We start from the raw sequence: 26572 nt of genomic DNA on the forward strand, positions 1-26572 counted from the left end.
ACGCAGACGGTAGGAGGGCGCATGACGAGCACCGATGGTCGGCAGAAGTGGCTGACCGTCGCCGAGGAGCTGGCCGCGGCGTTGCGGGTCGACGCGGCGGAGCGCGACCGGCTCGGTGCGGAGCCGTCGGCGGAGGTCGGGGCGTTGCGGCGGTCCGGGCTGCTCGGGGTCGGCGACTGGGCCACGCAGCAGGCCGTGACCAGGGTCGTCGGCGCGGCGGACGCCAACGTCGGCCACCTCCTCGGCTACCACTACCTCCAGGTGTGGCGCAGCGGCCTCTTCGACAACCCGAACTCCCAGACCGGCGACAACCTGTTCTCTGCCGGTCTCTTCTGGGCAGGCGTCAGCAACCCGCTGGACGCGGCGCTGGAACTGCGGCCGGTCGACGGCGGGTACGAGGTCACGGGCCGCAAGACGTTCGCCACGGGCGCGTCGGTGGCCGACCGGCTGGTGGTCAGCGCCACCGACACCGAGACCGGCGACAAGATCACCTTCACGCTCGACGCCAAGGCCGACGGCATCACCTACGCCGGCGACTGGGACAACATCGGGCAACGCCTCACCGCCAGCGGCGGCGTGGTGTTCGACCACGTCCACGTGCCGGCCGACCAGGTCCTCGGCGCGCACGACGACAGCAGCCCGCGCCTGTCGCTGGCCGCCCTGGGCTTCCAGCTGGTGCTCGCCCAGCTGTACGTGGCGATGGCGGAGGGCGCGCTGGCCGAAGCCGCCCAGTACACCCGCACGACCACCCGCCCGTGGTTCCTCAGCGGTGTCGACACGGCCACCGCCGACCCCTACATCCTGGGCACGTACGGCGAGCTGGTCGCCGACGCGCAGGCCGCCGGCCTCCTCGCCGACCACGCCTCGGACCGGCTGGACCAGGCGTCCCGGCGGGGCGCCGACCTGACCCGGACCGAGCGCGCGGAGACCGCCGCCGCCATCTCGTCGGCCAAGGTCGTCGCCACCAAGGTCGCCAACCAGACCACGAGCCGGGTGTTTGAGCTGTGCGGCGCGCGGGCCACCGCCGCCGGCTACGCCTTCGACCGGTTCTGGCGCAACGCCCGCACCCTCACCCTGCACGACCCCGTGTCGTACAAGGCCCGCGAGGTCGGCGCGTACCACCTCACCGGCGAGCACGCGCCGTTCACCGGGTACAGCTGATGGAGCCGCTGCTCGCGCGCAGCGTGCGCCTCGACGACGACGGGGTGCACGTGCTGGACCGGCGCAACTTCCCGTTCGAGAAGACGTGGGTGCGCTGCGGCACGGTCGCCGAGGTCGCGAAGGCCATCGAGGACATGGTCACCCAGTCCTCCGGCCCGTACTTCGCCGCGCTGTGGGGCATGGTGCTGGCCGCCCGCGAGGCCCGCGACCTGCCCCGTGACGAGGCCCGTGCCCACCTCGACCAGGCCGGGCAGCTCCTGGTCGCCACCCGCCGCACCAACAACCACCTGCGCAAGGCCGTGGCCGCCGTGCTGGCGGGTGTCGACGCGAACGACGACCTCGAAGCCGGCGCCCTCGCAGGCGCGAAGGCGGGGGACGAGCGCTACCGCAGCCGCAGCCGCAGCCTCGGCAGGCACACCGCCGAGCTGCTGCCGGACGAGGGCGCGGTGCTCACGCACTGCTGGGCCGACCTCTACCTGACCGAGACCGTCGCCGCTGCCCAGAGCATGGGCAAGCGTTTGCGGTTCGTCTGCACGGAGACCCGCCCGTACCTCCAGGGCGCCCGCCTGACCGCGGAGACGCTGGGGGAGATGGGCGTCGACACGACCCTGATCACCGACGGCATGGGCGCGGCCGTGATGTCGACCGGCGACGTGGACGTGCTGCTGACCGCCGCCGACCGCGTCACGATGGACGGGCACGTGGTCAACAAGGTCGGCACGCTCGGCCTGGCGGTCGCCGCGCACGCGTTCGACGTGCCGTTCCTGGCCATGGTGCAGGCGCCGGACCGCCTGGCGCCCTCCGCCGCCGACGTGCCGATCGAGTACCGGCCCGGTGACGAGGTGCGGCACACGCTCGGCCGCCGCACGGCCACCGACCGGGCCCGGGGCCTGTACCCCGCCTTCGACGTCACCCCGCCGCGGTTCGTCACGAAGGTGGTGACCGACCGCGGTGCGTACGCTCCGGACGGTTTGGCCGATTACTACGTTGGGGACGTTCATGACTGAATGGGTCGTGCTGGACATCGAAGGCACGCTCAGCGCCACCGACCAGGTCCTGGTCACGCTGTACGACTACGCCCGGCCGCGGCTCGGGCCGTGGATCGACGCGCACGGCGACGACCCGGCCGTCGCCGAGGCCGTGGCACAGGTCCGCGAGCTGTCCGGTGTGGACGGTGGCACGGACGAGCTGGTGCGCGTGCTGCACGGCTGGATGGACGCCGACCGGAAGGTCACGCCGCTCAAGACGTTGCAGGGCTTGATCTGGCAGCGCGGGTACGCCGAGGGCGACCTGGTGGCCGAGTTCTTCCCGGACGTCGTGCCCGCGCTGCGCAAGTGGCACGCCGAGGGCGCCAAGCTGGCCGTGTTCTCCTCCGGCTCGGTGGCCGGTCAGGTGGCGTTCTTCGCGCACACCGCGGACGGCGACCTCACGTCGTTGTTCGAGTTCCACTTCGACACCGTGAACGCGGGCCCGAAGCGCGAGGCCGGCTCCTACCTCAAGATCGCCTCCGTGCTCGGGTCGAGCGACATCACGTTCTACTCCGACGTTCCCGCCGAGCTGCACGCCGCCGCCGAGGCCGGTTGGCAGACGGTCGGCGTGGCGCGCCCCGGCGAGCCGTACGGCGACGCGGACTTCGGTCCACACCGGACCGTGGACGCCCTGTGACGCCGGGCGAGGCGCTGGCCGCCGAGTGCGCCCGGTACACCGCGATGGGCTGGATGCGCGGCACCTCGGGCAACCTCTCCGTGGTCGTGGACCGCGGTCCGCTGCGGCTCGCGGTGACCGTCAGCGGCAAGGACAAGGGCGAGCTGACGCCGGACGACGTGGTGCTCGTCGACGCCGAGGGCCGCACGGACGACCCGGCGCGCGTGCCGTCGGCGGAAGCGGGCCTGCACGGGCGGATCGCGGCGGTGTCCGGTGCGGGCGCGGTGGTCCACGTGCACGCCCTGGCGCCGGTCGTCGCGGCCGAGCACTGGCCGGACGGCGTCGAGCTGCGCGACCTGGAGATGCTCAAGGGCTTCGGCCGCCAGGCGCACGAGTCCGTGGTCATCCCGGTGGTGCCGAACAGCCAGGACATGCGGGTGCTCGGCGACGCGTTCGAGGCCGGTTTCCGCGAGGACGTGCCGGCCTTGATTGTCGCCCGCCACGGGGTGTACGTGTGGGGTGACGACCTCTACCAGGCGCGGCACCGGCTGGAGTGCTTGGAGTGGCTGTTGCGCTTCAAAGCCGAGATTCACAGGAGGTAGGCGCGATGACGTTGCTGACCGTGTGGTCGGACACCGACCCGGAGACCGCTCTGGTGCGCACCGCCGACCCCGCCGAGATCGCGGTGGAGCTGAAGCAGCTGGGCGTCCGCTACGAGCAGTGGCCGGTCGTACCGGGTGTGACCAGGGAGAACGCCCTGGAGGTGTACGCCGAGCAGGTAGCCCGCGTCACCGAGACCGAGGGCTACATCCTGGTCGACGCGATGGAGATGACCCCGTCGGACGACCCGGAGTGGCTGGCGTCGGCCGGGCAGGCGCGGCTGAAGTTCCTGGCCGAGCACACCCACGACGACGACGAGGACCGGTTCTTCGCCCGCGGCTCCGGCGTGTTCTACCTGCACGTCAAGGAGCGCGTGTACGCGGTGCTGTGCGAGGCGGGCGACCTGCTGAGCGTGCCCGAGAACACCACCCACTGGTTCGACATGGGCACCCGGCCGGACTACGTGTCGATCCGGTTCTTCCACGACGACGACGGCTGGGTCGGCAACTTCACCGGCAGCGAGATCGCCGAGGCGTTCCCGACCTACGACGTGCTCATGGCGGGTCACCGAGCGAGCTGAGCTCGGCGGCGAGGTTGGCCTTGGCGCGGTCCTCCCACCGGTCACGCGCCTGCGGCGTGACGTAGAGCGGGTCGCGCCCGGCCAACGCGCGCAGGACCTCGCCCCGCCCGACCCGCCACGCGTCGTCCGGCACGTGCGCGTACTCGGCGCGCACGGCCGCGCGGTAGCGCTCGTAGGCGGCCGGGTCGGAGCCGAGGACGGCCAGGTCGGCGTCCAGGAGCAGGCACGTCAGCGGGTCGTCCGAGGTGTGCTCCGCGGTGGCCAGCACCAGCGCGGCCACCTCGTCGGCCGCCGGCAGCCCGGCGAGCCGGGCCCGGACCCACTCGGCGCTGCGCCGCTCGTCCTCGCCCGGCACGCCGTCGTAGACCACGTCGTGCGCGAGGGCGGCGAGCGTGAGCACGGCGCGCTCCCGCGCCGTGCGGCCGACGGCCAGCGCGTCCGCGTCACGGACGACGGCCAGCACGTGGTCGGCGTTGTGGTAGCCGCGGTGCGGCTCGGCGTACCGCCCGACGAGGTCACCGGGCCCGTGCGCGCCGCCCAGCACCCGGACCGCCTCGTGCCACCGGACCTCCAGCTCACGCATGGGGCAACCTCACCGTGAAGGCCGCGCCGCCCTCGGGCGCGGGACCGGCCTCGATCGTGCCACCCAACCGGGTCACCAGACCGTGCACCAGGGCGAGCCCGACCCCGGTGCCGACCGGCCGGGACCGCTCGTACTTCGCGTGCAGCGCGCCCTTGCGGAACGCCACCCGGTAGTCCTCCTCGGACAGGCCCGGACCGCCGTCGCGCACCTGGAGCACGTCGTCCAGCGCCAGCACCACCGGCCGACCGGCGGGCGTGAGGCGCAGCGCGTTCTCCAGCAGCCCGTCCAGCACCTGCCGCACCCGCCGGGCGTCCGTCGTCCGCACGGTCGGCTCCACCGGCGCCTCCAACCGGAACTCGACGCCCTTCGCCGCGCACCGCGCCCGCCACACCTCGGCGGCGGCCGTGACGACCTCGGTCAGGTCGACCCGGTCGAGGTCGACGCGGAAGTCGTCCGCGCCCAGCCTGGCCAGGTCCAGCAGGTCGGTGACCAGCCGGTCGAGCCGGTGCGCCTCCCGCGAGATGGTGCGGCCGACCGACGGCACCTCCGGCCCGGACACCACGCCGTCGGCCAGGGACTCGGCGAACCCGCTCACCGCGGTCAACGGCGTGCGCAGCTCGTGCGAGACCGACAGCAGGAACTCCCGCTGCCTGGCCTCGCTGCGCGCCAACGCGTCGGCCAGGGCGTTCACCGCGCCGCCGACCTCGGCGACCTCCGCCGGCCCCCGCTCGGGCGCCCGCAGGTCACGCCGACCGCCGCTCATGGTGCGCGCGACCGCCGCCGTCCGCCGCAGCGGGCGTGCGACCAGCTTGCCCAGCAGCAACCCGGCCACCGCCGCCACCAGCAACCCGACGCCCAGCGCGAACGCGATGTTGCGCAGCAGCTTGCGCCCCGGCCCGTTGCCGACGCCGGTCTCCTGCACCAGCGCCACCCCGGGCCGCACCTCGACCAGCCGCGTCCCCGCGCTGCCCGACCCGACCCCCGCCTCGCGCACCGCCCGCACGGCCCGCGGCTCACCGGTCAACCCGCCGTCCGGGCCGATCAGCACCACGGCGATGCCCTGGCCGCGCAGCACCTCGACCACCCGCAGCCGCCCGGCCCGACCCACGTCGAGCTGCTCGGCCACCACGTCCGCCTGGTCGGCCAGCCCCTCCCGGCTCACCTCCCGGGCGGCGGTGAGCACCAGCCGCGCCGACACCAACCCCGCCACCACGACCGCCACCGCGGCCACGGCCAGGCACAACGCGGTGATCCGGAACGCCAGGCTCGTGCGCCTCACGACGCCTCGACCGAGTAGCCGACCCCGCGCACGGTCCTGATCGGGCTGCGGTCGCCCAGCTTCGCCCGCAACTGCGCCACGTGCACGTCCACCGTCCGCGTGCCCGCCACCGCCGCGTAACCCCACACCGCGCTCAGCAGCTGCTCCCGCTCGAACACCCGCCCGGGGTGCCGCATCAGGTGCGCGAGCAGCTCGAACTCCGTCGACGTCAACGCCACCTCCACCCCGCCCGCCCACACCCGCCGCCGGTCGCCGTCCAGCTTCACGTCACCGACCACGTGCACGGCGCTGACCCGCGGCGCTCCCCGGCGCAGCACGGTGCGCACCCGGGCCACCAGCTCGCGCGGGCTGAACGGCTTGGTCACGTAGTCGTCCGCGCCCAGCTCCAGCCCGAGCACCCGGTCCACCTCGTCGTCGCGCGCGGTCACGAACAGCACCGGCGTCCAGTCGCCCGCCGCCCGCAGCGCGCGGCACACCTCGACCCCGTCCAGCCCGGGCAGGCCGACGTCCAGCAGCACCGCCACCGGCCGCAGCCGCCGCACCGCCGCCAGCGCCGCGTGCCCGTCCGCCTCGACGTGCACCCCGAACCCGTCGCGCCGCAGGTAGAGGCAGATCAGGTCGGCGATGGCCCGTTCGTCCTCCACGACCAGCACGAGTCCCTGCACGCCGCGCATCGTGGCACGGCGAGGGCGGTGGACGAGGCGCGGAGCTGTTCGGGTTCGGTAAAGGTCACGGCCGGCGCAAGCCGCTCCTCCAACCGGTGAAACGCCGCTACCCGCCGTTAACATCACCGCTTCATAACGACTGGGCGGCAACCCGATTCATCTGAATGGGCTACCTCGATAGAGGGACAACCGGTGTAGTTCGATCCCTCGGTTACCCCACGACCCAGCGGAGCAGCAGCCATGCGCATCACCACCCGCCGCCTGTTCGGAGCAGCCGCGCTGCTCGCCCTGAGCGCCACCGGCCTGCTGGGCGGCACCGCCTCGGCCACCTCGGAGACCCCGCTGCCCGGCGACGCCCGCGCCGTCGTGGGCGAGCGGAAGAACGTCGACATCGGCCAGCCCGGCAACGCCTGCGAGGTCGTCGGCCTGCCCGGCGAGGAGATGACGATGCCCGCGGGCACCTTCACCGTCGAGGGCGTCGACATCGACATCACGGCCAACCCCGAGGGCTACGTGCTCACCGGCGTCGTGGTGAAGGGCGGCCCGGCCTACAACGTCTACACCGCCGCCAAGCTCGGCGACCTGGCGTGGGAAGACCTGCACCCGCCGCTCAACGCCGGCGGCGGCCCCGCCGGCATCAGCCACTGGTTCGTCTGCGCCGAGCAGGACGACACGGTCACCACGACCGAGTCCACCCCGGTGACCACTACGCCGTCCACCACGTCCTCCACCCCGGCGAGCACCACCGACGAGGTCGCCCCGACGACGACCACCGAGTCGGTCGCCGTCACGCCGACCAGCACCTCGACCCCGGTCGCCGTCGACGGCCCCGGCAACGACGACCTGGCCGACACGGGCTTCGACGGCGGCTGGATGCTCGTCGTCGGCCTCGCCCTGGTCGCCGCCGGCGCCGCCTTCGTCGCCTCCCCGAAGCTGCGCGACCTCCTGCGCCGCTGACCCCCCACCACTCCTCTCCTCTCCCTCCACCAGCCCCGACCCGCACCTCCGCGAGGTCGCCCGCGACGCCGGAGGTGGCGCCATCCAGCACTGTGACCTGCGCTACCTCACTTGATCCAGCGGGCAGCCCAGCCGCGCCACCCGGAACAGGGCCGTCTACGATCCGATGAGCCGGCGGCGCCACCCGCAGGCCCAGCCAGTACCAGACAGTGCAGGAGGCACCGTGACGGCCGTAGCCCCGCAGCCGATCGCGACGCGGCCCTTCGGGACTCGCGACGCGGTCAAGGGTTCGTTCCTGCTGCGGATGTTCCGCACCACGGACCACAAGCAGATCGGGATCATGTACCTGGTCACGTCGTTCGCCTTCTTCATGGTGGGCGGCGCGATGGCCATGCTGATGCGGACCGAGCTGGCACGACCGGGCATGCAGTTCCTGTCCCAGGAGCAGTTCAACCAGCTGTTCACCATGCACGGCACGGTGATGCTGCTGCTGTACGCGACGCCCATCGTGTTCGGTTTCGCCAACTTCATCCTGCCGCTGCAGATCGGTTCGCCGGACGTCGCGTTCCCGCGGCTCAACGCGTTCTCGTACTGGCTGTACCTGTTCGGCGGCCTGATCGTGATGGCGGGCTTCCTGACGCCGGGTGGCGCGGCCGACTTCGGCTGGTTCGCCTACACCCCGCTGTCGAACGCGATCCACTCGCCCGGCGTCGGCGCCGACCTGTGGATCTCGGGCCTGGTCGTCGGTGGTCTCGGCACCATCCTCGGCGCGGTCAACATGATCACCACGGTGGTCTGCCTCCGGGCGCCCGGCATGACCATGTTCCGCATGCCGATCTTCACCTGGAACATCCTGGTGACGTCCGTGCTGGTGCTGCTGGCGTTCCCGATCCTGACCGCCGCGCTGCTGGGCCTGCTGGCCGACCGCCACCTGGGCGCGCACGTGTTCGACCCGGCCAACGGCGGCGTGATCCTCTGGCAGCACCTGTTCTGGTTCTTCGGCCACCCCGAGGTGTACATCGTCGCGCTGCCGTTCTTCGGCATCGTGTCGGAGATCTTCCCGGTGTTCAGCCGCAAGCCGATCTTCGGCTACAACGGCCTGGTCTACGCGACGCTGGGCATCGCGGCGCTGTCCGTGGCGGTGTGGGCGCACCACATGTACGCCACCGGCGCGGTGCTGCTGCCGTTCTTCGCGTTCATGACGTTCCTGATCGCGGTGCCGACCGGCATCAAGTTCTTCAACTGGATCGGCACGATGTGGAAGGGGCAGCTGACGTTCGAGACCCCGATGCTGTTCAGCATCGGCTTCATCGTCACCTTCCTCTTCGGCGGCCTGTCCGGCATCCTGCTGGCCGCGCCGGCGATCGACTTCCACGTGTCGGACACGTACTTCGTCGTGGCGCACTTCCACTACGTGCTGTACGGCACGATCGTGTTCGCCACCTTCGCGGGCATCTACTTCTGGTTCCCGAAGATCACCGGCCGGATGATGGACGAGCCGCTGGGCAAGCTCCACTTCTGGACCACGTTCCTCGGCTTCCACGCCACGTTCCTGGTGCAGCACTGGCTGGGCAACGAGGGCATGCCGCGCCGCTACGCGGACTACCTGCCCAGCGACGGCTTCACCACGCTGAACACGATCTCCACGATCGGCGCGTACATCCTGGGCGCGTCCACGCTGCCGTTCATCTGGAACGTCTTCAAGTCCTACCGGTACGGCGAGACCGTGAAGGTGGACGACCCGTGGGGCTTCGGCAACTCGCTGGAGTGGGCGACCTCGTGCCCGCCGCCGCGGCACAACTTCACCGAGCTGCCGCGCATCCGCTCGGCGCGCCCGGCGTTCGAGCTGCACTACCCGCACATGATCGAGCGGCTGCACAGCGAGGCGCACGTGACGTTCACCGGCAAGGCCATCGCGCACGAGGACGCGAAGCCCGCGCCGTCCGAGGTGGCCGCCGCCGCTGTGCAATCGGGCACAGCCTCGGAGAACACCGAGGGCGACCACAAGTGACGCTTGTAACCTGAGCACAGGTTCAACGGCGAGCCCCGACGATCGGCGTCCGAATCCCTCGGCCGCGGACGTCGGGGCTCGTCGCTGTCTGGCATAGGAGCCATCAGTGACCAAGCCCAGCGCCACGCCCGTCCTGATCACGGTCACCGGACCGGACAAGCCGGGGGTCTCCTCCGTGCTCTTCGCGGTGTTGACCAGGCACGGCGTGGAAATCCTCGACGTCGAGCAGGTCGTCATCCGCGGTCGGTTGGTGCTCGGCGTGCTCGTGTCCGCCGACCGCGACCCGGAGGGGTTGCAGGAGGCCGTCGAGCAGGCCATGGCGACGGTGTCCATGCTCGTCGAGGTGGAGATCGGCGCGGACTCGAAGCGGACCGCGCGGCTGGAGTCCAGCCACGTGCTGATCCTGCTCGGCCGCCCGGTCACGGCCCGCGCGTTCACCGAGGTGGCGCGCCGGCTGGCGTCGCTCGGCGTGAACATCGACGCGATGCGGGGTGTGGCCGACTACCCCGTCACCGGCCTCGAGCTGCGGGTGTCCGTGGCCGACGACACGCCGGAGAGCGACGCGCAGCTGCGGTCGGCGTTGGCCGAGGTGGCGGTGCGCGGCGGGCTGGACATCGCGGTGGAGCGGGCCGGGCTGACCCGGCGGGCCAAGCGGCTGGTGGTGTTCGACGTCGACTCCACGCTCATCCAGGGCGAGGTGATCGAGATGCTGGCCGCGCACGTCGGGGTGGAGCCGCAGGTCAAGGAGATCACCGACGCGGCGATGCGCGGCGAGCTGGACTTCACCGAGTCGCTGCGGCGGCGGGTGGCGCTGCTGGAGGGCCTGGACGAGTCCGTGCTGGACGAGGTGGCCGGGTCGTTGGAGCTGACGCCGGGCGCGCGGACGACGGTGCGGACGTTGAAGCGACTCGGGTTCCGCTGCGGGGTGGTGTCCGGCGGTTTCACGCGCGTGATCCAGCGGCTGGTCGACGACCTGGGCCTGGACTTCTGCGCGGCCAACGAGCTGGAGATCGTGGACGGCAAGCTGACCGGCCGGGTCCTCGGCGAGGTGGTCGACCGGGCGGGCAAGGCGGTGGCGCTGCGGCGGTTCGCCGACCAGCAGGGCATCACGCTGGCGCAGACCGTGGCCGTCGGTGACGGCGCGAACGACATCGACATGCTCGGCGCGGCCGGGCTGGGCATCGCGTTCAACGCCAAGCCCGCGTTGCGCGAGGTGGCGGACACGGCGCTGTCGCACCCGTTCCTGGACGCGGTGCTGTTCGTCCTCGGCGTGACGCGTGCGGAGGTGGAGGCCGCGGACGCGGCGGACGGTCTGGAGCTGAACCGGCTGTGAACCCGATCCTGCGGATGCTGGTGGACCGGCACTGGTCGACCGACGAGGAAGACCCGGCGTCGGTCCGGGCGATGCCGGTGGTGCTGCGGATCGAGCGGTCCGCGCCGCCGTCCCGGACGGACGTGCTGGAGGCCGCGGCGGCCGCCGCCATCGCGGTGTGCCTGGACGACCGCGCGCTGCCGGGCGGCGAGTGGCACGACGACCTGGTGGCGTGGGTGCGCGGCCGGATCCGGAAGGTGTCGCGGCGGGCCCGGGGCGCGCACTGGGAGGCCGTGCAGGCGTTGCCGGGTGTGACGGTCGCGGTCGGTGGCGCGTCGGTGCGGGCGTTCGTGCCGAGCCGGGTGGTGGACCTGCCCAAGGAGCTGAGCCGGCTGCAGATCTCCGGCAGCGAGCTGCCGCCCGACGAGCCGGGCCCGGTGCCGCCCGGCGCGGTCGAGCTCTGGCTGAACCCGCGCGTGGAGATGACGGCGGGCAAGGCGGCGGCGCAGGTGGGGCACGCGTCGATGCTGGTCGCGCCGCACCTGTCCGACGCCGAGCTGAAGGAGTGGGCCGGGCTGGACTACCGGTGCGCCGTGCGGACGCCGTCGGCGGCCGACTGGGACGCGCTGGTGGTGAGGCCGGACGTCGTGCTCGTGCGGGACGCCGGGTACACCGAGGTGGCGCCCGGAACCGCCACGGTGGCCGTGCACCGACGTTTCGTTTGACCGGTTTGCGGTAACCATCCCCGGCGTGGGCCTGTTGGACGTGTTGGACGCCAAGCTCGGTGACGGGCTGGAGAGCTTGCTGTGCGCGCACCACGCGAGACGGTTGCGCAAGCTGGGGTGGGGGTCGGCCTTCGGCTCGGAGGCCGGCTGGTGGACGCCGCGGCGGCCGGTGCGGACCGGCAACCGGGTCGACGTGCTGGTGGACGGGCACGAGGTGCTGCCCGCCATCGCGTCGGCGATCTCGTCGGCGCGCAAGTCCGTCCACCTGGCCGGGTGGTGCGCCAGCCCGGACTTCCGGCTGACCCGCGAACCGGGTTCGCCGACGTTGCGCGAGCTGCTGGCGTCGGCCTCGTCCCGGGTGCCGGTGCGCGTGCTGCTGTGGGCGGGGCCGCCGGTGCCGATGTTCGAACCGACCCGCAAGCGGGTGCTGGCGGCGCAGCGCGAGTTCACCCGCGACAGCGCCGTGCGGTGCGAGATCGACGCGCGGGAGCGGACGCTGCACTGCCACCACGAGAAGATCGTCGTGGTGGACGACGAGGTGGCGTTCGTCGGCGGCATGGACCTGACCGCGGTGGAGGGCGACCGGCACGACAGCGCCGAGCACCCGCCCCGCGAACCGCTGGGCTGGCACGACATCGGGACGCGCCTGCGCGGGCCGATCGTCGCGGACGCGGCCGAGCACTTCCGCCTGCGCTGGCAGGAGATCTCCGGCGAGCAGCTGCCCCCGGCGATCCCGCCCGCGCCCGCCGGCTCGTCCTCCGCGCAGCTGGTGCGCACGATCCCGGAGCGCACCTACGACTTCGCGCCCCGCGGCGAGTTCAGCCTGCTCGACTCCTACCTGCGCGCGCTGCGCTCGGCGACGAGCCTGGTCTACCTCGAGAACCAGTTCCTCTGGTCGCCTGAGGTCACCGAGGTCCTGATCGACAAGCTCCGCAACCCGCCGAGCCCCGACTTCCGCACCGTCCTGGTGCTGCCGCGCAAGCCGAGCAACGGCGCGGACACCACCCGCGGCCAGCTGGGACGCCTGCTGGACGCCGACGACGGCAACCACCGGCTGGTCGCCGCCACGTTGTCCTCGCACGACGGCGCGACGTCGTCGTCGGTCTACGTGCACGCCAAGCTCGCCCTCGTGGACGACCGCTGGTTGAGCATCGGCTCGGCCAACCTGAACGAGCACTCGCTGTTCAACGACACCGAGGTCAACGTCGTGACCGACGACCCGGAGGTGGCCCGGGACGCCCGCCTGCGCCTGTGGTCCGAGCACCTCCAGCGCCCGCTGGCCGAGGTCGCCGGTCCGGCCCACGAGGTCGTGGACCGCCTCTGGCGCCCCACCCTGGCCGCCGAGGGCAAGCACCGCCTGACCGCCCTCCCGGGCGTCTCCCGCCGCGCCGGCCGCCTCCAAGGCCCCCTCCGCGGCCTCCTCGTCGACGGCTGACCCTCGAGAGTCCTACCTCCAACCCGCGCGAGTCCTACGTTCAGAACGCGCGTGTCCTACGTTCAGGCCATGCGTGTCCTACGTTCGGAACACCCGAGTTGAACGCTCAGCGCCCGCCAGACGAGGGAACGGCCGTCAGTTGTTGGCCGCGTCGAGCCGCTTGAGCGCCGCCCGCACGACCTCCGGGTCGTACGTCGTCCAGAACGGCGGCAGCGAGGCACGCAGGAACCCGCCGTAACGGGCCGTCGCCAACCGCGGGTCGAGCACGGCGACCACGCCCTTGTCGTTCATTGAACGCAGCAGCCGCCCCGCGCCCTGGGCCAGCAGCAGCGCGGCGTGGGTCGCCGCCACGGTGAGGAAGCCGTTGCCGCCGCGCGACTCCACGGCCTTCTGCCGCGCCGACGCCAACGGGTCGTCCGGCCGCGGGAACGGGATGCGGTCCATCACCACCAGCGACAGCGCCGGCCCCGGCACGTCCACGCCCTGCCACAGCGACAAAGTGCCGAACAGGCACGTCTGCGCGTCCTCGGCGAACCGCTTCACCAACTGCCCGGTGGCGTCGTCGCCCTGGCACAGCACGGGGTAGTCCACCTTGTCCCGCAACGCTTCCGCCGCCGCCTTCGCCGCACGCATCGACGAGAACAGCCCCAACGTGCGCCCGCCGGCCGCGTTGACCAGACTCTCGATCTCGTCCACATAGGACGGTGGCAGCCCGTCGCGTCCCGGCGGCGGCAGGTGCCGCGCCACGTACAGGATCCCGCTGCTGCCGTGCTCGAACGGCGAACCGACGTCCAGCCCGCTCCACCGCGGCGCGCCCAGGTCCGACGGCGGCTCCTTGTCCGTCGCCGTCCCCTCCGCCTTGCGGGCGCCCGACGCCGCCGGCAGCCCCCACTGCCGCGCCAACGTGTCGAACGTGCCACCCAACGTCAACGTCGCCGAGGTCAGGACCGTGGTCCGCTTCCCGAACAGCCGCTCCCGCAGCAACCCGCCGACACCGAGCGGCGCGACCCGCAACGACGGCGCCTTGTTGCGGTCGGCGAAGTCACCCGACACCCAGACCACGTCGTGGTCCTCGTCGAACGCCCCCAAAATCCGGGTGGCGCAGTCGTGCACGTCGTCCAGCAGCGACATCGCCAGCTTGCGCGACGTCGCGCCGTCCACGTCCTCCTTGCGCTCCGGCCCCAGCGACGTGATGCACGCGTGCGCCGCGTCCTTGGTCGCCCGCAGCGCGCCCGCCAACGCCTGCGGCAGGCTGTCCAACCGACCGGCCGGCATCTCCTCCAGGATCATCGCCAGGCCGTCGCTGGCCTCGGCCATCCGGTCGGCCACGGTCTGGTCGATCAGCCGCCCGCAGCGCCGCGCGGCCGTGGCGACCAGGGACGCGCTCAGCTCTTCCGTCGCCACCGACGTGACCCGGTCCACCAGGTCGTGCGCCTCGTCGATCACCACCACGTCGTGGTCGGGCAGGACCTGGTAGCCCTCCAGCGCGTCCACGGCGAGCATCGCGTGGTTGGTCACCACGACGTCCGCCTTGCCCGCCTCGGCCCGTGCCTTCTCCGCGAAGCAGTCCACGCCGATCGGGCACTTGTTCACGCCGAGGCACTCCCGCGCGGTCACGGAGACCTGGCGCCACGCCTGGTCCGTGACGCCGGGCACGAGCTCGTCGCGGTCACCGGTCTCGGTGTCGGACGACCACTCGTGCAGGCGCTTGATCTCGCGGCCCATCTTGGACACCGCGAACGGGTCGAACAGGCCCGCGTCCTCCGGCTCGTCCGGCGCGCCGGTGTGCAGGCGGTGCATGCACAGGTAGTTGCGGCGGCCCTTGAGGATGGCGAACCGCGGCTCGCGCCCCAGCTCCTTGCGCAACGCCTTGGCCAGCCGGGGCAGGTCGCGGTCCACGAGCTGGCGCTGCAGCGCGATGGTGGCGGTGGAGATGACGACGGTCGTCTCCTCGGCCACGGCGTGCCGCAGCGCGGGCACCAGGTAGGCGAGCGACTTGCCCGTGCCGGTGCCCGCCTGGACGGCGAGGTGCTCGCCGGTCCGGATCGACCGCTCGACGGCCTCGGCCATGTCGACCTGGCCCTGGCGTTCGGCTCCGCCCACCGCCTCCACGGCGACGGCGAGCAACGTCCTGGTGTCGGGGATGGCGGTGGTGGCGGGCACGGCGAAGACCGTACCCGCCCACCCCGTCACCGGGGGTCGGACACCCCAACCCGTCCTGAGCGTTGAACTCGGGTGTTCCGAACGTAGGACTCACGCGTTCTGAACGTAGGACTCACGCGTTCTGAACGTAGGACTCACGCGTTCCGAACGTAGGACTCGCGCGAGGTCACTTGCGGTTGAGCAGGGCCCAGGTCGCGGGCAGGAGACCGGCCGCCAGGGCGATCTTCAGCGCGTCGCCCAGCAGGAACGGCGTCACGCCCAGCTGCAGCGCCTTGCCGAAGCCCACGCCCGCCGCGGCCATCAGCCACGGCACGCCGCACGCGTAGATCACCAGGTTGCCCACCGCCATCGTGCCGACGGTCCGCAACGGCGTGCGGTCACCGCCGCGCGCCGCCAGGTGGCCGACCAGCGCGCCGGCGAACACGAACCCGACCACGTACCCGAGCGACGCGGGCGTGCCCGACGAGGCGCCCTGGAACCACGGCACACCGGCCACGCCGGCGATCAGGTAGAGCACCATCGACGCGCCACCGCGCTGCCACCCGAGCGCCGCGCCCACGAGCAGGGCGGCGAACGTCTGGCCGGTCAGCGGCACGGGGCTGCCCGGCACCGGCAGCGCGACCTGGGCGGCCAGGCCGGTCAGCCCGGCGCCCGCGACGACCAGGGCGATGTCACGCGCGAGAGCGCCCGGGACCAGGTCGGCGAGCACCGCGCGACGGCCGGGAACGGCGAGGACGGACACTTGGGACCTCCCAGAGGATCGACTTCTCGGGCAGGTTAACCGGCGATCTCTGGTTCGGTCTTCGTCGAAGCTCTACAAAGTCGGGCATCTCACGCGTGACGGGCCGACGCGTCAGTGCTCCAGCGCCACGTCCGCGGCGATCCGCTCGGTGTTGCCGCACGTCTTCGCCCGCCTGTCGCGCCCGCGTGCCGACCGGGCCACCGCCGGCCACGACGCCAGGCAGCACGCGCAGGCGTAGATCGCATAGAGCAACCCGTAGCCGATCGCCCGCGCGAGACCGGTCGTGGGCGCGCACCGCGCCCGGTACACCGGCCCCCACAGCACGAACGGCAGCAGGCCGAGCATCCCGTGCACCGCGAACGAGGTCCACGCGCCGTCGACCAACCACGCCCACACCTCACCCGGCGCGTGCGCCGCGCGCTGGCCCAGCACCAGCAACGGCACGGGGTAGACGAGCGTGGCGAGCAGCCGTGACCACGGCCGGACCAGGGAGCACGTCAGCTTCGCCGCGCCCGTCGGGGACAGGTGCGGTGAGGACCAGATCCGCCGCAGGTGCCGCAGGCTCCGCATCGTCCCGTGCCCCGTCCGGGCGCGTTGCGCGAGCAACCGCCGCAGGCTGTGGAGCCCTTCCCGGTGCACGTGGGTGTCCGTGGTGAACCCGGTGCGCCACCCCGCCGTCAAGAGGCGCACGCCCAGCTCGGGGTCCTCCGGCGACGACCCCCGCCACGGCCTCCCGGCCGGTCCCGCGACGGAGTCCAGCGCCGACAGCCGGGTGAACCGGCCGTCGCTGTCCGGGGAGGTCGTGCCGCGCGACAGCCGGATCGCCGCGACCGCGGTCCGGAGCTCCAGGTCCTGCACCCGCACCAGCAGGCCGCCGAGGACGCCGCGCCACCTCGGCCCGCCCGCCTGCCGCCCGCCCGCGTTCACCACCCGCACGTCGACCTGCACCGCGCCGACGCCGGGGTCGCCGAACAGGTGCTCCGCCGCGCACACGTCGAGGCAGTCGCGGGCGGGCCGGCCGCCGGCGTCCACCACCACCGCCACCGCGCGGTCGGCGTCGGCGTGCCGCCCCATCCACAGCTTCACGGTCCGGTAGGCGTCGTTGAGCGCGTCGCCCCTGCCGGTGCGCGCGTGCGGCCGGCGCCGTCGCACGAGGTGGACGTGCGGGTCGTCCCGGAAGCCGTGCACGACGTCCACCGTGCCGTCGTCGGAGTCGTCGTCTATGACCCACACGTGCGCGTCGGGGAACGCCTCGCGCAGGTACCGCACCGTGCCGCCGACGACGGCTTCCCCGTCCCGGCACGGCAGCAGGAAGTGCCACTCGAAATCGGCGGCCCGCCCGTGCGGCCGGGGCCGGTGCCGCAGGTAGGGCAGGACGACCAGGACCAGGTACGCCACGAGCGCGACGCCCATCGCCGACGTCAGCGCCCGGGTGATCCCCAGCAGCACGTCGAAGTCCGCGACGGGGGTCATCGCCGGGTCGCCGGCCACGTGAGCGCCACCGGTGCGGCGGCGCTGCCGGCAGGCGCCATGAGCGCACCGACGACCACCCGGTCGAGGTGTTCGGTGCGGGGTAAGGCAAACGCCACTGGCGGAGTCCTTTCCCTCGATTGGGGATCACCTGATAGGGCTGCTTGGTGGTCATCGGATCTGCGTACGGCGAACCTCACCCCCGGATCGAGTGACAACGTGAAATGATTTCGGGCGTTAGACCCACCATCGGTGGTCGCAATTGGGCGATTCGAGTGGCCGTTGTCCCTCTTTACGGTCAGCAACTCTTAATACGACGGAAGGAACGCCGATAGGGGCATTTGCTCGACCAGACGTTTTCGAGGAGGGAGCTTCATGCGTGTGCCACTGACGCGTCAGGCCGCGGCGGCCGGACTGGTCGCCGTCGCGGCGCTGGTCCTCGGAGCCGCACCGGCCTCGGCGGCTCCGGGGGACGCCTCGGCCCACGGCGCGCGGCTCGACCTGGCGCTGTCGGGCCGCGGCGCGGTGTCGGCCGGCCCGTTCGCCGCCGCCACCGCGGACGGCCCCACCTCCACCACGTCGGCGAGCGTGGACGTGCCGGGCGTCCTGAAGACCGGCGCGGTCGACGCGTCCGCGTCGCGCGACGACAAGACCGGCGCCGTCGGCTCCCGGGCGAGCACCGCCGACGTCCGGCTCGACCTGCTCCCGACCGTGACCGGCGGCCTGTCCGCCGACCTGGTCGAAGCCGAGTGCGCGGCCACCCAGAAGGGACTGACGGGCCGGGCCGGGTTCGTCGGGCTCGACCTCGGACGGCTCGGCGAAGCCGGGGTCGGCGTCGGCGCCGACCCCGCGCCGAACACCGCCCTCGACGTCGACCTCCGCGGTGTGGACGTCGCCCGGGTCGTGGTCAACGAGCAGCTCCGCAACGCCGACGGCAGCCTCACCGTCAACGCCGTGCACGTGACCCTGCTCGGCGACGCGCCCGGCTCGGTCGGCGCCGGTGACCTGGTGCTGTCCTCGGCCACCTGCGGTCCGGCCGGCCTGCCGATCCCGATGGCGTCCGGCGCCGGCCGGTGGCTCGGGCTCGGCCTGCTGGCCCTGTTCGGCGTGCCCGTCGGCGCTTCGGCGCTGCGCCGCCGGCACGACCTCGCGGCGGGCTGAGCCGTGCGCGAGACCCCCGGCGGCGGCGACGCGGCCGGCACGGGAACCGGCTCGTCGGCGACCGCCGACGAGTAGCGCGCGTGCGCCCCGGCCACGCGCCCACCCCCAGTCGCGCGGCCGGGGCGCCGCACCCACCGGGAACCTCGACGGGCGAGCACCCCTGGCGCCACCCGAACCGCAGTGAAGGGAGCAAGGTGAAGGAAGTCGTGCTGCTCGCGGGCACCCGACCCGAGGCGGTGAGGATCGCGCCGGTGGCGCTGGCGCTCGGCGACCACCCGGTGCTCCGGCCCGTCATCGTCCACAGCGGACCGCACATCGGCCTGGTCGAGCAGGCGCTCAGCGCGTTCGGCCTGCACGTGGACGTCAGGCTGGACGTGCCGCGGACCACCGGGTACCGGACCGGGCCGCGGGCCCGCCTGGTCGCGGGGTTCGACCGGCTGCTGAGCGGGCGCGACCCGGCCGTCGTCCTCGTGCCGGGCGGCACGGGGACCGCGCTGGCCGGCGCGCTCGCCGCGTTCTGGCGCGGCATCCCGGTCGCCCACCTCGACGCCGGCCCGCGCGGCGGCGACCTCGTGGGGCCGTCCCCCGAGGAGGGCGCTTGGCAGCTGATCGCCCGGATCGCCGCCCTGCACCTCGCGCCGACCGACGAGGACGCCGCCGCGCTCGTCCGCGAGGGCCTGGCCGACCGCCGGATCGTGGTCACCGGCAGCACCGCGGTCGACGCCGTGCAGCGGATGGCCGCCGCGGACCTGCCCGCCCGCGACCCCGACCTCGCGGCGCTGGAACGCGTGCTCGACGAGCGCGCCGAACGCCTGGTGCTGGTCACCGTGCACCGGCGCGAGTCGTGGGGCCGGCCGTTGACGCGCGTGCTGCACGCCGTGCGGGCCGTCGCCGACCGGCACCCCGACGTGCGCGTGCTGCTGCCCGCCCACCCGGACCCGCGGGTGCGCGCGGCGGCACGGGCCGTGCTCGGCGGGCACGAGCGGATCGTGGTGACCGGGCCGCTGGACTACGCGGACCTGGTGCGCGCGTTGCGCCGGTCCGCGCTGGTGCTCACCGACTCCGGCGGCATCCAGGAGGAGGCGCCCACGTTCGGCGTGCCGGTGCTGGTGCTGCGCGACACGACCGAGCGGGTGTCCGCGGTGGAGGCGGGCGGCGCGTGGCTGGTCGGCACCGACCCGATCCGGATCCTGGCCGAGGCGGGCTGGGTGCTCGGCGCGCGGCTGCGGCTGCCGCGCGGGCGCAACCCGTTCGGCGACGGCCGCGCGGCGTTCCGGGTGCTTGATGCGTTGGAGCGACTCGTGGGTCTGCCGGGTGATTTCTCCAACGCGCCGCTGCCGGTGCGCATCCCGTGCTGAGCACGCCCCGATGGTCATCACTCGATCAGGTAGGGATTTTTCCTCTGACGGGTGATGTGCGCGCTAGATCATCGGGTCGTGTCCGCGAGGGTTCGATATTCCTCTCGTCCGTGAATAGCAGAAGGGCGACACGATGAAGCAGATCGGAGCGCGCCGGGTCGGCGCCGTGACCGCGGCGCTGGTACTCGGCCTGGTCACGGCCGCGCCGCCGGCGTCGGCGGCCAACCCGGCGGGGGTGGCGTCCGTCGGCTCCGCCGAGTTCACCAAGGCGGGCACGCGGATCACCGTCGCGCCGCTGGCGCCGTGCGCGGTCGACGGCACCACGTCCAACTCGTCCGAGGCGGTGAGCCGCGCGGGCGTCCGGTTCGGCGCGGGCACGTCGTCGTGCACCACCGCGGTGGTGGACCCGGACAACGGCACGACCACGACCACGTCCGAGGCGGTCGGTTCCGACTTCGAGCTGTCGGCGCTGGTGTCGGCGGGCGGGCCGAGGCTGCGGGTGGCCAGGTGGAAGATCACCTGCCTGGGCGGCGAGTCCGGCACCAACGCGGGGTGGGCGGCGGACGGCCTGCAGGGCTTCACCGGGCTGCCCGAGCAGATCGCGCCGAACCACGTGCACGAGGTGAAGGCGGGCGACGGCACGGTGCTGGCCACCGCGACGTTCGGCGAGACGACCGTCCCGAGCCCGAACGACGGCAGCATCGCGATGGCCATGCTGCACCTGCGGTTCACCGAGGCGTCCGCCATCACCGGCGACGTCGTCCTCGGCGCGACCGCCTGCGCCCCGACGCCGTGACCTGAGCGTTCGGGCGCCCCTCGCGACCGGGGGCGCCCGAACCGGGGCTCACCTCACGCGCGGCGTGCCCGTCAGCGTCACGCCGGCCTCGCCCAGCCGGGTCAACGCGCTGTCCACCGTCGCCTGCGACACGCCCGCCGTGAGGTCCAGCAGCACGGTGACCGCGAACCCGGCGTCCGCCGCGTCCATCGCCGTCGCGCGCACGCAGTGGTCGGTGGCGACCCCGACCACGTCCACCTGCTCGACGCCGCGCGCCCGCAGCCAGTCCACCAGCCGCTCACCCGTGCGGGACTCGCCCTCGAACCCCGAGTACGCCGCCGCGTACGCGCCCTTCGAGAACACCTCCTCCACGGCCGTCACGTCCAGCTCCGGGTGGAACGCCGCGCCGGCCGTCCCCGCCACGCAGTGCACCGGCCACGAGTCCACGAAGTCCGGCGTCTCGCTGAAGTGCGGGCCGGGATCGACGTGGTAGTCGCGCGTCGCCACCACGTGGTCGTAGGACGAGGAGGCGACGTGCGCCGAGACCTCCGCCGCCACGGCCGCCCCACCGGGCACGGCCAGGGAGCCGCCCTCGCAGAAGTCGATCTGCACGTCGACCACGATCAGCGCCTTGCTCATCTGCGCCCCCTACAGGAACGTCGTCGGGATCGCGGGCTCGCCGCGGGACAGCTTCAGACCTTCCCACGGCACGGTCACGAGGGCAGCGCGCAGCCGTTCCCGGCTCTCCGCCAACGTGTCCAGGCCGTCCACCCGGCGACCGCCGCGGACCAGCGGCACGGCGAGCAGCCGGTCGTGCGCTTCCGCGGCCGGCTCGGCGTCGTGCGGGAACACGACCTCCTCCAGCGCCGTCCCGGTCTCCTTGTGCCGCCGCAGCGCGCTCTTGCGCCCGCCGCGCGACTCCTTGTGCGAGCTGCGCTTGGCCACCGGCCGCCCGGCCACCTCGACCAGCTTGTAGACCATGCCCGCGGTCGGCGCGCCGGACCCCGTGACCAGGGACGTGCCCACGCCGTAGGCGTCCACCGGCTCCGCGCGCAGCATCGCGATGGCGTACTCGTCCAGGTCGCCCGACACCACGATGCGGGTGTTGCGCGCGCCCAGGGAGTCCAGCTGGTCACGCGCCTGCCGCGCCAGCACGCCCAGGTCGCCCGAGTCGATCCGCACCGCGCCCAGCTCCGGCCCCGCCACCTCGACGGCGGTCTTGATGCCGTTGGTGATGTCGTAGGTGTCCACCAGGAGCGTCGTGTCCACGCCCAACGCCTCGACCTGCGCCCGGAACGCCTCCTCCTCGCTGTCGTGCAGCAGGGTGAACGCGTGCGCGCACGTGCCGGCGGTCGGGATGCCGTGCCGGCGGGCCGCCTCCAGGTTCGACGTCGCGGTGAACCCGGCCAGGTACGCGGCGCGGGCCGCCGCCACGGCCGCCTCCTCGTGCGTGCGGCGCGACCCCATCTCGATCATCCGCCGGCCGTTGGCCGCGCCCACCATCCGCGCCGCCGCCGAGGCGATGGCGCTGTCGTGGTTGAGGATCGACAGCGCCAGGGTCTCCAGCACCACGCCGACGCCGAACGGCGCCCGCACGGACAGGATCGGCGAGCCCGGGAAGTACAGCTCGCCCTCCGGGTAGCCGTCCACGTCCCCGGTGAACGAGTAGTCCGCCAGCCACGACAGGGTGGCCGCGTCGACCACGTCCGTGCGTTCCAGCAGCTCAAGGTCACGATCGGTGAACGTGAACTCGGTGATCGCGTCCAGCAGCCTCCCGGTGCCCGCGACCACCCCGTACCGCCTGCCCTCCGGCAGCCGCCGGGCGAAGACCTCGAAGACGCACGGTCGGTCGGCGGTGCCGTCGCGCAGCGCCGCGGCGAGCATCGTCAACTCGTAGTGGTCGGTGAACAGCGACGTCGACATGCGGGGAAGCCTAAGCGGTCGGCCAGGGTGCCCCTGAGGGCTCCACCGCGAAGCGGAACATGACACCATTGGCGGTATGACCACGCCCGTCGAGCATGAGCGGACGCAGGTTGACCCGGCCGGCGAGGAGGTCCGCAGCGAGGACCGCCCTTGGCAGACCCTGGTCTGGAACGACCCGGTGAACCTGATGTCCTACGTGACGTACGTGTTCCAGAAGCTGTTCGGCTACAGCCGTGACCACGCGACCAAGCTGATGCTGGACGTGCACCACAAGGGCAGGGCGATCGTGTCGTCGGGGACCAAGGACAAGGTGGAGGCCGACGTGGCCAAGCTGCACGCGGCCGGGCTCTGGGCGACCATGCAGCGTTCGTCGTGAAGAAGTGGACACGCACCGGCGACGAGGTGCTCGGCCGGTTCGACCGGCAGGAAGCCGCCGTGGTGCGCGGCCTGGTGAGCCAGATCCAGGACATGCTGATGGCACGCGCCGAAGAGGCGCCGCAGGACGAGCTGGCGGAGCTGACCGGCATCCGCACCGGCCCGTCCACCCCGCCGGACGACCCGATCCTGGGGCGGCTGCTGCCCGACTTCCACCGGCTCGACCCGGACGCGCCCGATCCGGCCGAGGTCGACTCGGCCAACGCGCTGCGGTCGCTGCACGAGCCCGAGCTGCTGGACCTGAAGACCGGCGTGGCGGCGGTGGTGCTGCGGACGTGCCCGCCCGACGGCGGTGAGGTGCGGCTGGCGCTGGACCAGGCCGAGGCGTGGCTGTCGGCGTTGAACGACGTGCGGCTGGCGCTGGGCACGGCGCTGGACGTGCAGGAGGACATGCCGGACGAGCTGCCGCCGGACGACCCGCGGTCGCCGCACCTGGGCGTGTACCACTGGCTGACGTGGGTGCAGGAGACGCTGATCGAAGCGGTCATGGCCTGATGCTGGTCGGGCGCGCGCCGGGGGTGGCGGTGCTGCTGGCGCCCGCCGGCGCGGTGGCCGGGGTCGACGTCCGGGGCGCGCCGGTCGGCACGCGCGAGCTGGACCTGCTCGACCCGTCGACGTTGGTGCGGCGGGTGCACGCCGTGGTGCTGGGCGGGCCCGCGGCGGTCGACGGGGTGGTGCGGTGGCTGGCCGGGCGCGGTCACGGCTTCCCGGTCGGGCCGCGGCCGTTCGAGGTGGTCCCGATCGTGCCCGCCGCCGAGGCGCTGGGCCTGCCCGCGGCCGACGGTCACGCGGTCTGCGAGTCGGCCGTGCCCCTGGACGTGCCCGCGCTGGCCCTCGTCGGCGGCACGGCGGTCGGCCTCGTGGTGGTGGACGCCGACCTGGAGCCGGCGGAATGCCGAAGGGTCGCGATGTCCGCGCACGACGCCTTCGCCCGCGCCGGCGTGACCGTGCCCGCCACCGTCTTCGCGGTCGCCACCGGCGCCCCGACCGGCACCCCGCTCAACGACCTCTGCACCACCGCCACCACCGCCCTCGAACGCGCCGTCGCCACGTCCTGAACGTCCGACCCGCCTGTTCGGGACGCACGACACGCGCCACCCGAACGCAGGACTCTCGCGAGAGTCCAACGCCCGAGCCGCGAGAGTCCGACCTCCGGGCGCCCCGAATTCAACGCTCGGACGTGTGCGTGAGCGGTGGTGGGTGGGTACCCGGACGGCATGGCGGCTGTGCAGAGGGCGTTGAAGTGGGTGCGGACCAGTCCGGCGGTGGGCAAGGCGGCCGGGGCGTTGGCGGAGGCGGTGCCCGCCACGCTGCGCCGGCGCGAGGTGACCGGGGTGCTGCGCGCGCGAGCGCTGGGCCGGCCGGTGCACCCGGCGGTCGTGGCGCTGCCCATCGGGCTGTACGCGGCGTCGGCGGCGCTCGACCTGATGCCCGGCGCGAGCAAGGCGGCCCGGGCGTTCATCGGGGCCGGGCTGGCGGTCGCGCCCGCCGCGCTGGCCACGGAGCTGGCCGAGTACGGCACGCTGCCCGACAACCAGCGGCGCACGGCGTTCGTGCAGCTCACGGCCAACGCGGCCGCGACCGTGTGCTACCTCACGTCCTTCCGGCTCCGCGGTCACGGGTTCGGCCTGCTGGCCAGGGGCGCCTCGGCGCTGGGGCTGGCGGCGCTGGGCGCGGGCGGCCTGCTGGGCGTGCACCCGACCGACCCGAAGGTCCAGCGAGCGGTCTTCGAGGGCACCCGCGAACCGGCGTAGTGCGAGTTCTCACACGGCGGGACACCTTCCCCCACCACGTAGGATGGTGACGTGCTGGTGATTCGCCGTGACCTCGTGGACGCGATGGTGGCGCATGCCCGTCGCGACCACCCGGACGAGGCATGCGGGATCATCGCGGGCCCGGAGGGCTCCGACCGCCCGGAGCGGTTCGTCGCGATGGACAACGCCGAGCGCTCGCCGACGTTCTACCGCTTCGACTCGATGGAGCAGCTGCGCGTCCACCGCGAGATGAGCGCCAACGACGAGGAGACGATCGTCGTCTACCACTCGCACACCGCGACGGAGGCGTACCCGTCCCGCACGGACATCTCCTACGCGAGCGAGCCCCAGGCGCACTACGTGCTCATCTCCACCCGTGACCCGGAGCAGCACGAGCTGCGCTCCTACCGGATCGTGGACGGCGTGGTGACCGAAGAGCCGGTCGAGGTCGTGGAGTCGTACATGTTCGCCCACACCGGCGCCGACGACACGCCCGACTGTCCCTGAGCCCTCCAGGTGCGCCCGCGCACCACTCGTGGCACCACCTTCACCAAACCCGGCTCCTCGGAGGTACCAGCATGGCCGTCACCGTCTCCATCCCCACGATCCTGCGCACCCACACCGGTGGGCAGAAGTCCGTCGAGGCCGCGGGCGCGACGCTCGCGGAGGTCATCGACGACCTGGAGACCAACCACGGTGGCCTGAAGCAGCGCCTGGTCAAGGAAGGCGCGCTCCACCGGTTCGTCAACGTCTACGTCAACGACGAGGACGTGCGGTTCGCGGGCGGCCTCGGCGCCGAGGTCAAGGACGGCGACACCGTGACGATCCTCCCGGCCGTCGCGGGCGGCTGACCCACACCAGAAGGACTCACCCCGGAGGAAGCGATCGTGGCCCGGTACGAGTCACTGCTCGACGCGGTCGGCGGCACGCCCCTGGTGGGCCTGCCCCGGCTGTCGCCGTCGAACGACGTGCGGCTGTGGGCGAAGCTGGAGGACCGCAACCCGACCGGCTCGATCAAGGACCGGCCGGTCCTGATGATGATCGAGGAGGCCGAGCGGTCCGGGGTGCTCACGCCGGGCTGCACGATCCTCGAACCGACGTCGGGCAACACCGGCATCGCCCTCGCCATGGCCGCCAAGCTCAAGGGCTACGGCCTGGTGTGCGTGATGCCGGAGAACACCTCCACCGAGCGCAAGCAGCTGCTCCAGGCCTACGGCGCGCGGATCGTGTTCTCGCCGGCGGCGGGCGGCTCGAACCAGGCCGTGGCGACGGCCAAGGAACTGGCGCGGCAGAACCCCGAGTGGGTGATGCTCTACCAGTACGGCAACCCGGCGAACCCCGGCGCGCACTACCACGGCACCGGGCCGGAGATCCTCAAGGACCTGCCGACGATCACGCACTTCGTCGCGGGCCTGGGCACCACGGGCACGCTGGTCGGCGTCGGCCGGTACCTGCGCGAGCACAAGCCGGACGTGCAGGTCATCGCCGCCGAGCCGCGCTACGGCGAGCTGGTGTACGGCCTGCGCAACCTCGACGAGGGCTTCGTGCCCGAGCTGTACGACGCCGAGGTGCTGACGGGCCGCTACTCGGTCGGCTCGTACGACGCGCTGCGCCGCACCCGGCAGCTGCTCGAGGTGGAGGGCATCTTCGCGGGCATCTCGACCGGCGCGATCCTGCACGCGGCGCTGGCCGCGGCGGAGAAGGCGGCGGCGCGCGGCGAGTCGGCGGACGTGGCGTTCGTGGTCGCGGACGCGGGGTGGAAGTATCTGTCCACCGGCGCGTACGCGGGCACGTTGGACGAGGCCGCGGAACGGCTGGACGGCCACCTCTGGGCCTGAG

28 protein-coding genes are annotated in these 26572 nt (G+C 73.1%); 20 read left to right on the forward strand and 8 right to left on the reverse strand.

The window, feature by feature from the left end:
* The first annotated feature begins 21 nt into the window (after positions 1–21).
* The 5 genes from IOD16_RS02790 to IOD16_RS02810 are packed head-to-tail and all read left to right on the forward strand — an operon-like array spanning position 22 to position 3985.
* Positions 22–1161 (forward strand): acyl-CoA dehydrogenase family protein, encoded by a 1140-nt coding sequence (locus IOD16_RS02790; RefSeq protein WP_201438763.1) that lies wholly within the window; start codon positions 22–24, stop codon positions 1159–1161.
* Positions 1161–2168, forward strand: coding sequence for a s-methyl-5-thioribose-1-phosphate isomerase (locus IOD16_RS02795; protein WP_201438764.1), 1008 nt, complete (start codon positions 1161–1163; stop codon positions 2166–2168). The genes IOD16_RS02790 and IOD16_RS02795 overlap by 1 nt, the downstream gene beginning before the upstream one ends.
* On the forward strand, positions 2161–2826 hold the full coding sequence (gene mtnC / locus IOD16_RS02800; RefSeq protein WP_201438765.1) for an acireductone synthase: 666 nt from the start codon (positions 2161–2163) through the stop codon (positions 2824–2826). The genes IOD16_RS02795 and mtnC overlap by 8 nt, the downstream gene beginning before the upstream one ends.
* On the forward strand, positions 2823–3407 hold the full coding sequence (gene mtnB / locus IOD16_RS02805; protein WP_201438766.1) for a methylthioribulose 1-phosphate dehydratase: 585 nt from the start codon (positions 2823–2825) through the stop codon (positions 3405–3407). The genes mtnC and mtnB overlap by 4 nt, the downstream gene beginning before the upstream one ends.
* Before the next feature lie 5 nt (positions 3408–3412).
* Positions 3413–3985, forward strand: a complete 573-nt coding sequence (locus IOD16_RS02810; protein WP_201438767.1) for a 1,2-dihydroxy-3-keto-5-methylthiopentene dioxygenase — start codon at positions 3413–3415, stop codon at positions 3983–3985.
* Here IOD16_RS02810 and IOD16_RS02815 read toward each other — a convergent pair.
* Genes IOD16_RS02815 through IOD16_RS02825 form a run of 3 tightly spaced genes read right to left on the reverse strand, consistent with a single transcriptional unit; the run spans position 3960 to position 6521 of the window.
* A complete protein-coding gene (locus tag IOD16_RS02815; RefSeq protein WP_201438768.1) occupies positions 3960–4568 on the reverse strand; it encodes an HD domain-containing protein in 609 nt (202 codons plus the stop codon). The two genes, IOD16_RS02810 and IOD16_RS02815, sit on opposite strands and share 26 nt — an antisense overlap.
* Entirely contained in the window at positions 4561–5847 is a 1287-nt protein-coding gene (locus IOD16_RS02820) for a HAMP domain-containing sensor histidine kinase (RefSeq protein WP_201438769.1), read from the reverse strand. Before IOD16_RS02820 ends, IOD16_RS02815 begins: the two co-directional genes overlap by 8 nt.
* A complete protein-coding gene (locus IOD16_RS02825) occupies positions 5844–6521 on the reverse strand; it encodes a response regulator (protein ID WP_201438770.1) in 678 nt (225 codons plus the stop codon). Before IOD16_RS02825 ends, IOD16_RS02820 begins: the two co-directional genes overlap by 4 nt.
* Before the next feature lie 231 nt (positions 6522–6752).
* On the opposite strand from IOD16_RS02825, the gene IOD16_RS02830 reads away from it, so the two are divergent.
* From IOD16_RS02830 to IOD16_RS02850, 5 genes are all read left to right on the forward strand, one after another.
* Complete coding sequence (locus IOD16_RS02830; RefSeq protein ID WP_201438771.1) at positions 6753–7469, forward strand: hypothetical protein; 717 nt, start codon at positions 6753–6755, stop codon at positions 7467–7469.
* 223 nt (positions 7470–7692) lie between these two features.
* Positions 7693–9480: an aa3-type cytochrome oxidase subunit I gene (ctaD, locus tag IOD16_RS02835; RefSeq protein WP_201438772.1), complete on the forward strand. Its 1788-nt coding sequence runs from the start codon at positions 7693–7695 to the stop codon at positions 9478–9480.
* Between the two features lie 106 nt (positions 9481–9586).
* Entirely contained in the window at positions 9587–10813 is a 1227-nt protein-coding gene (gene serB, locus IOD16_RS02840) for a phosphoserine phosphatase SerB (protein WP_201438773.1), read from the forward strand.
* 14 nt (positions 10814–10827) lie between these two features.
* Positions 10828–11517 carry a peptidyl-tRNA hydrolase gene (locus IOD16_RS02845; RefSeq protein WP_201441168.1) on the forward strand — a complete coding sequence of 230 codons (690 nt, stop codon included), beginning with the start codon at positions 10828–10830 and terminating at the stop codon, positions 11515–11517.
* Positions 11518–11542: 25 nt separating this feature from the next.
* Positions 11543–12952: a phospholipase D-like domain-containing protein gene (locus IOD16_RS02850; protein WP_123743816.1), complete on the forward strand. Its 1410-nt coding sequence runs from the start codon at positions 11543–11545 to the stop codon at positions 12950–12952.
* 135 nt (positions 12953–13087) lie between these two features.
* Here the strand turns inward: IOD16_RS02850 and IOD16_RS02855 are convergent, their stop codons facing one another.
* The 3 genes from IOD16_RS02855 to IOD16_RS02865 all read right to left on the reverse strand — a co-directional run bounded on the left by IOD16_RS02855 (position 13088) and on the right by IOD16_RS02865 (position 17330).
* Complete coding sequence (locus IOD16_RS02855; protein WP_123748083.1) at positions 13088–15115, reverse strand: ATP-dependent DNA helicase; 2028 nt, start codon at positions 15113–15115, stop codon at positions 13088–13090.
* Between the two features lie 166 nt (positions 15116–15281).
* Positions 15282–15857 (reverse strand): biotin transporter BioY, encoded by a 576-nt coding sequence (locus tag IOD16_RS02860; protein WP_201438774.1) that lies wholly within the window; start codon positions 15855–15857, stop codon positions 15282–15284.
* Between the two features lie 111 nt (positions 15858–15968).
* Positions 15969–17330 carry a glycosyltransferase gene (locus IOD16_RS02865; protein ID WP_236594707.1) on the reverse strand — a complete coding sequence of 454 codons (1362 nt, stop codon included), beginning with the start codon at positions 17328–17330 and terminating at the stop codon, positions 15969–15971.
* A gap of 372 nt (positions 17331–17702) precedes the next feature.
* Between IOD16_RS02865 and IOD16_RS02870 the strand changes: the two genes are divergently transcribed.
* The 3 genes from IOD16_RS02870 (at position 17703) to IOD16_RS02880 (ending at position 20642) form a co-directional block, all read left to right on the forward strand.
* Positions 17703–18488, forward strand: a complete 786-nt coding sequence (locus IOD16_RS02870; protein WP_201438775.1) for a choice-of-anchor P family protein — start codon at positions 17703–17705, stop codon at positions 18486–18488.
* A 194-nt stretch (positions 18489–18682) separates the two neighbouring features.
* A complete protein-coding gene (gene wecB, locus IOD16_RS02875) occupies positions 18683–19846 on the forward strand; it encodes a non-hydrolyzing UDP-N-acetylglucosamine 2-epimerase (protein ID WP_201438776.1) in 1164 nt (387 codons plus the stop codon).
* Between the two features lie 133 nt (positions 19847–19979).
* Entirely contained in the window at positions 19980–20642 is a 663-nt protein-coding gene (locus IOD16_RS02880) for a hypothetical protein (protein ID WP_201438777.1), read from the forward strand.
* A 48-nt stretch (positions 20643–20690) separates the two neighbouring features.
* On the opposite strand, the gene IOD16_RS02885 is transcribed toward IOD16_RS02880, so the two are convergent.
* Both IOD16_RS02885 and IOD16_RS02890 read right to left on the reverse strand, forming a co-directional pair.
* Positions 20691–21260 (reverse strand): isochorismatase family protein, encoded by a 570-nt coding sequence (locus tag IOD16_RS02885; protein WP_201438778.1) that lies wholly within the window; start codon positions 21258–21260, stop codon positions 20691–20693.
* Positions 21261–21269: 9 nt separating this feature from the next.
* Entirely contained in the window at positions 21270–22544 is a 1275-nt protein-coding gene (locus IOD16_RS02890) for a nicotinate phosphoribosyltransferase (RefSeq protein WP_201438779.1), read from the reverse strand.
* Positions 22545–22620: 76 nt separating this feature from the next.
* Between IOD16_RS02890 and clpS the strand changes: the two genes are divergently transcribed.
* The 7 genes from clpS (at position 22621) to IOD16_RS02925 (ending at position 26571) form a co-directional block, all read left to right on the forward strand.
* Positions 22621–22920, forward strand: a complete 300-nt coding sequence (clpS, locus tag IOD16_RS02895; RefSeq protein WP_123743809.1) for an ATP-dependent Clp protease adapter ClpS — start codon at positions 22621–22623, stop codon at positions 22918–22920.
* The gene (locus IOD16_RS02900; protein WP_201438780.1) at positions 22917–23474 is read left to right on the forward strand and encodes a DUF2017 domain-containing protein; all 558 of its coding nucleotides are present in this window, start codon (positions 22917–22919) and stop codon (positions 23472–23474) included. Before clpS ends, IOD16_RS02900 begins: the two co-directional genes overlap by 4 nt.
* The gene (locus IOD16_RS02905; protein ID WP_236594708.1) at positions 23474–24037 is read left to right on the forward strand and encodes a P1 family peptidase; all 564 of its coding nucleotides are present in this window, start codon (positions 23474–23476) and stop codon (positions 24035–24037) included. Before IOD16_RS02900 ends, IOD16_RS02905 begins: the two co-directional genes overlap by 1 nt.
* A 159-nt stretch (positions 24038–24196) precedes the next feature.
* The gene (locus IOD16_RS02910) at positions 24197–24733 is read left to right on the forward strand and encodes a DUF2231 domain-containing protein (protein WP_201438781.1); all 537 of its coding nucleotides are present in this window, start codon (positions 24197–24199) and stop codon (positions 24731–24733) included.
* Positions 24734–24784: 51 nt separating this feature from the next.
* The gene (locus IOD16_RS02915; protein ID WP_106615252.1) at positions 24785–25240 is read left to right on the forward strand and encodes a Mov34/MPN/PAD-1 family protein; all 456 of its coding nucleotides are present in this window, start codon (positions 24785–24787) and stop codon (positions 25238–25240) included.
* A gap of 71 nt (positions 25241–25311) precedes the next feature.
* On the forward strand, positions 25312–25584 hold the full coding sequence (locus tag IOD16_RS02920; protein ID WP_123743805.1) for a MoaD/ThiS family protein: 273 nt from the start codon (positions 25312–25314) through the stop codon (positions 25582–25584).
* Positions 25585–25620: 36 nt separating this feature from the next.
* On the forward strand, positions 25621–26571 hold the full coding sequence (locus IOD16_RS02925; RefSeq protein WP_123743804.1) for a PLP-dependent cysteine synthase family protein: 951 nt from the start codon (positions 25621–25623) through the stop codon (positions 26569–26571).
* The last annotated feature ends 1 nt before the right edge of the window (position 26572 follow it).

The organism is Saccharothrix sp. 6-C (assembly GCF_016695385.1).
GTDB classification, from domain to species: domain Bacteria; phylum Actinomycetota; class Actinomycetes; order Mycobacteriales; family Pseudonocardiaceae; genus Actinosynnema; species Actinosynnema texasense.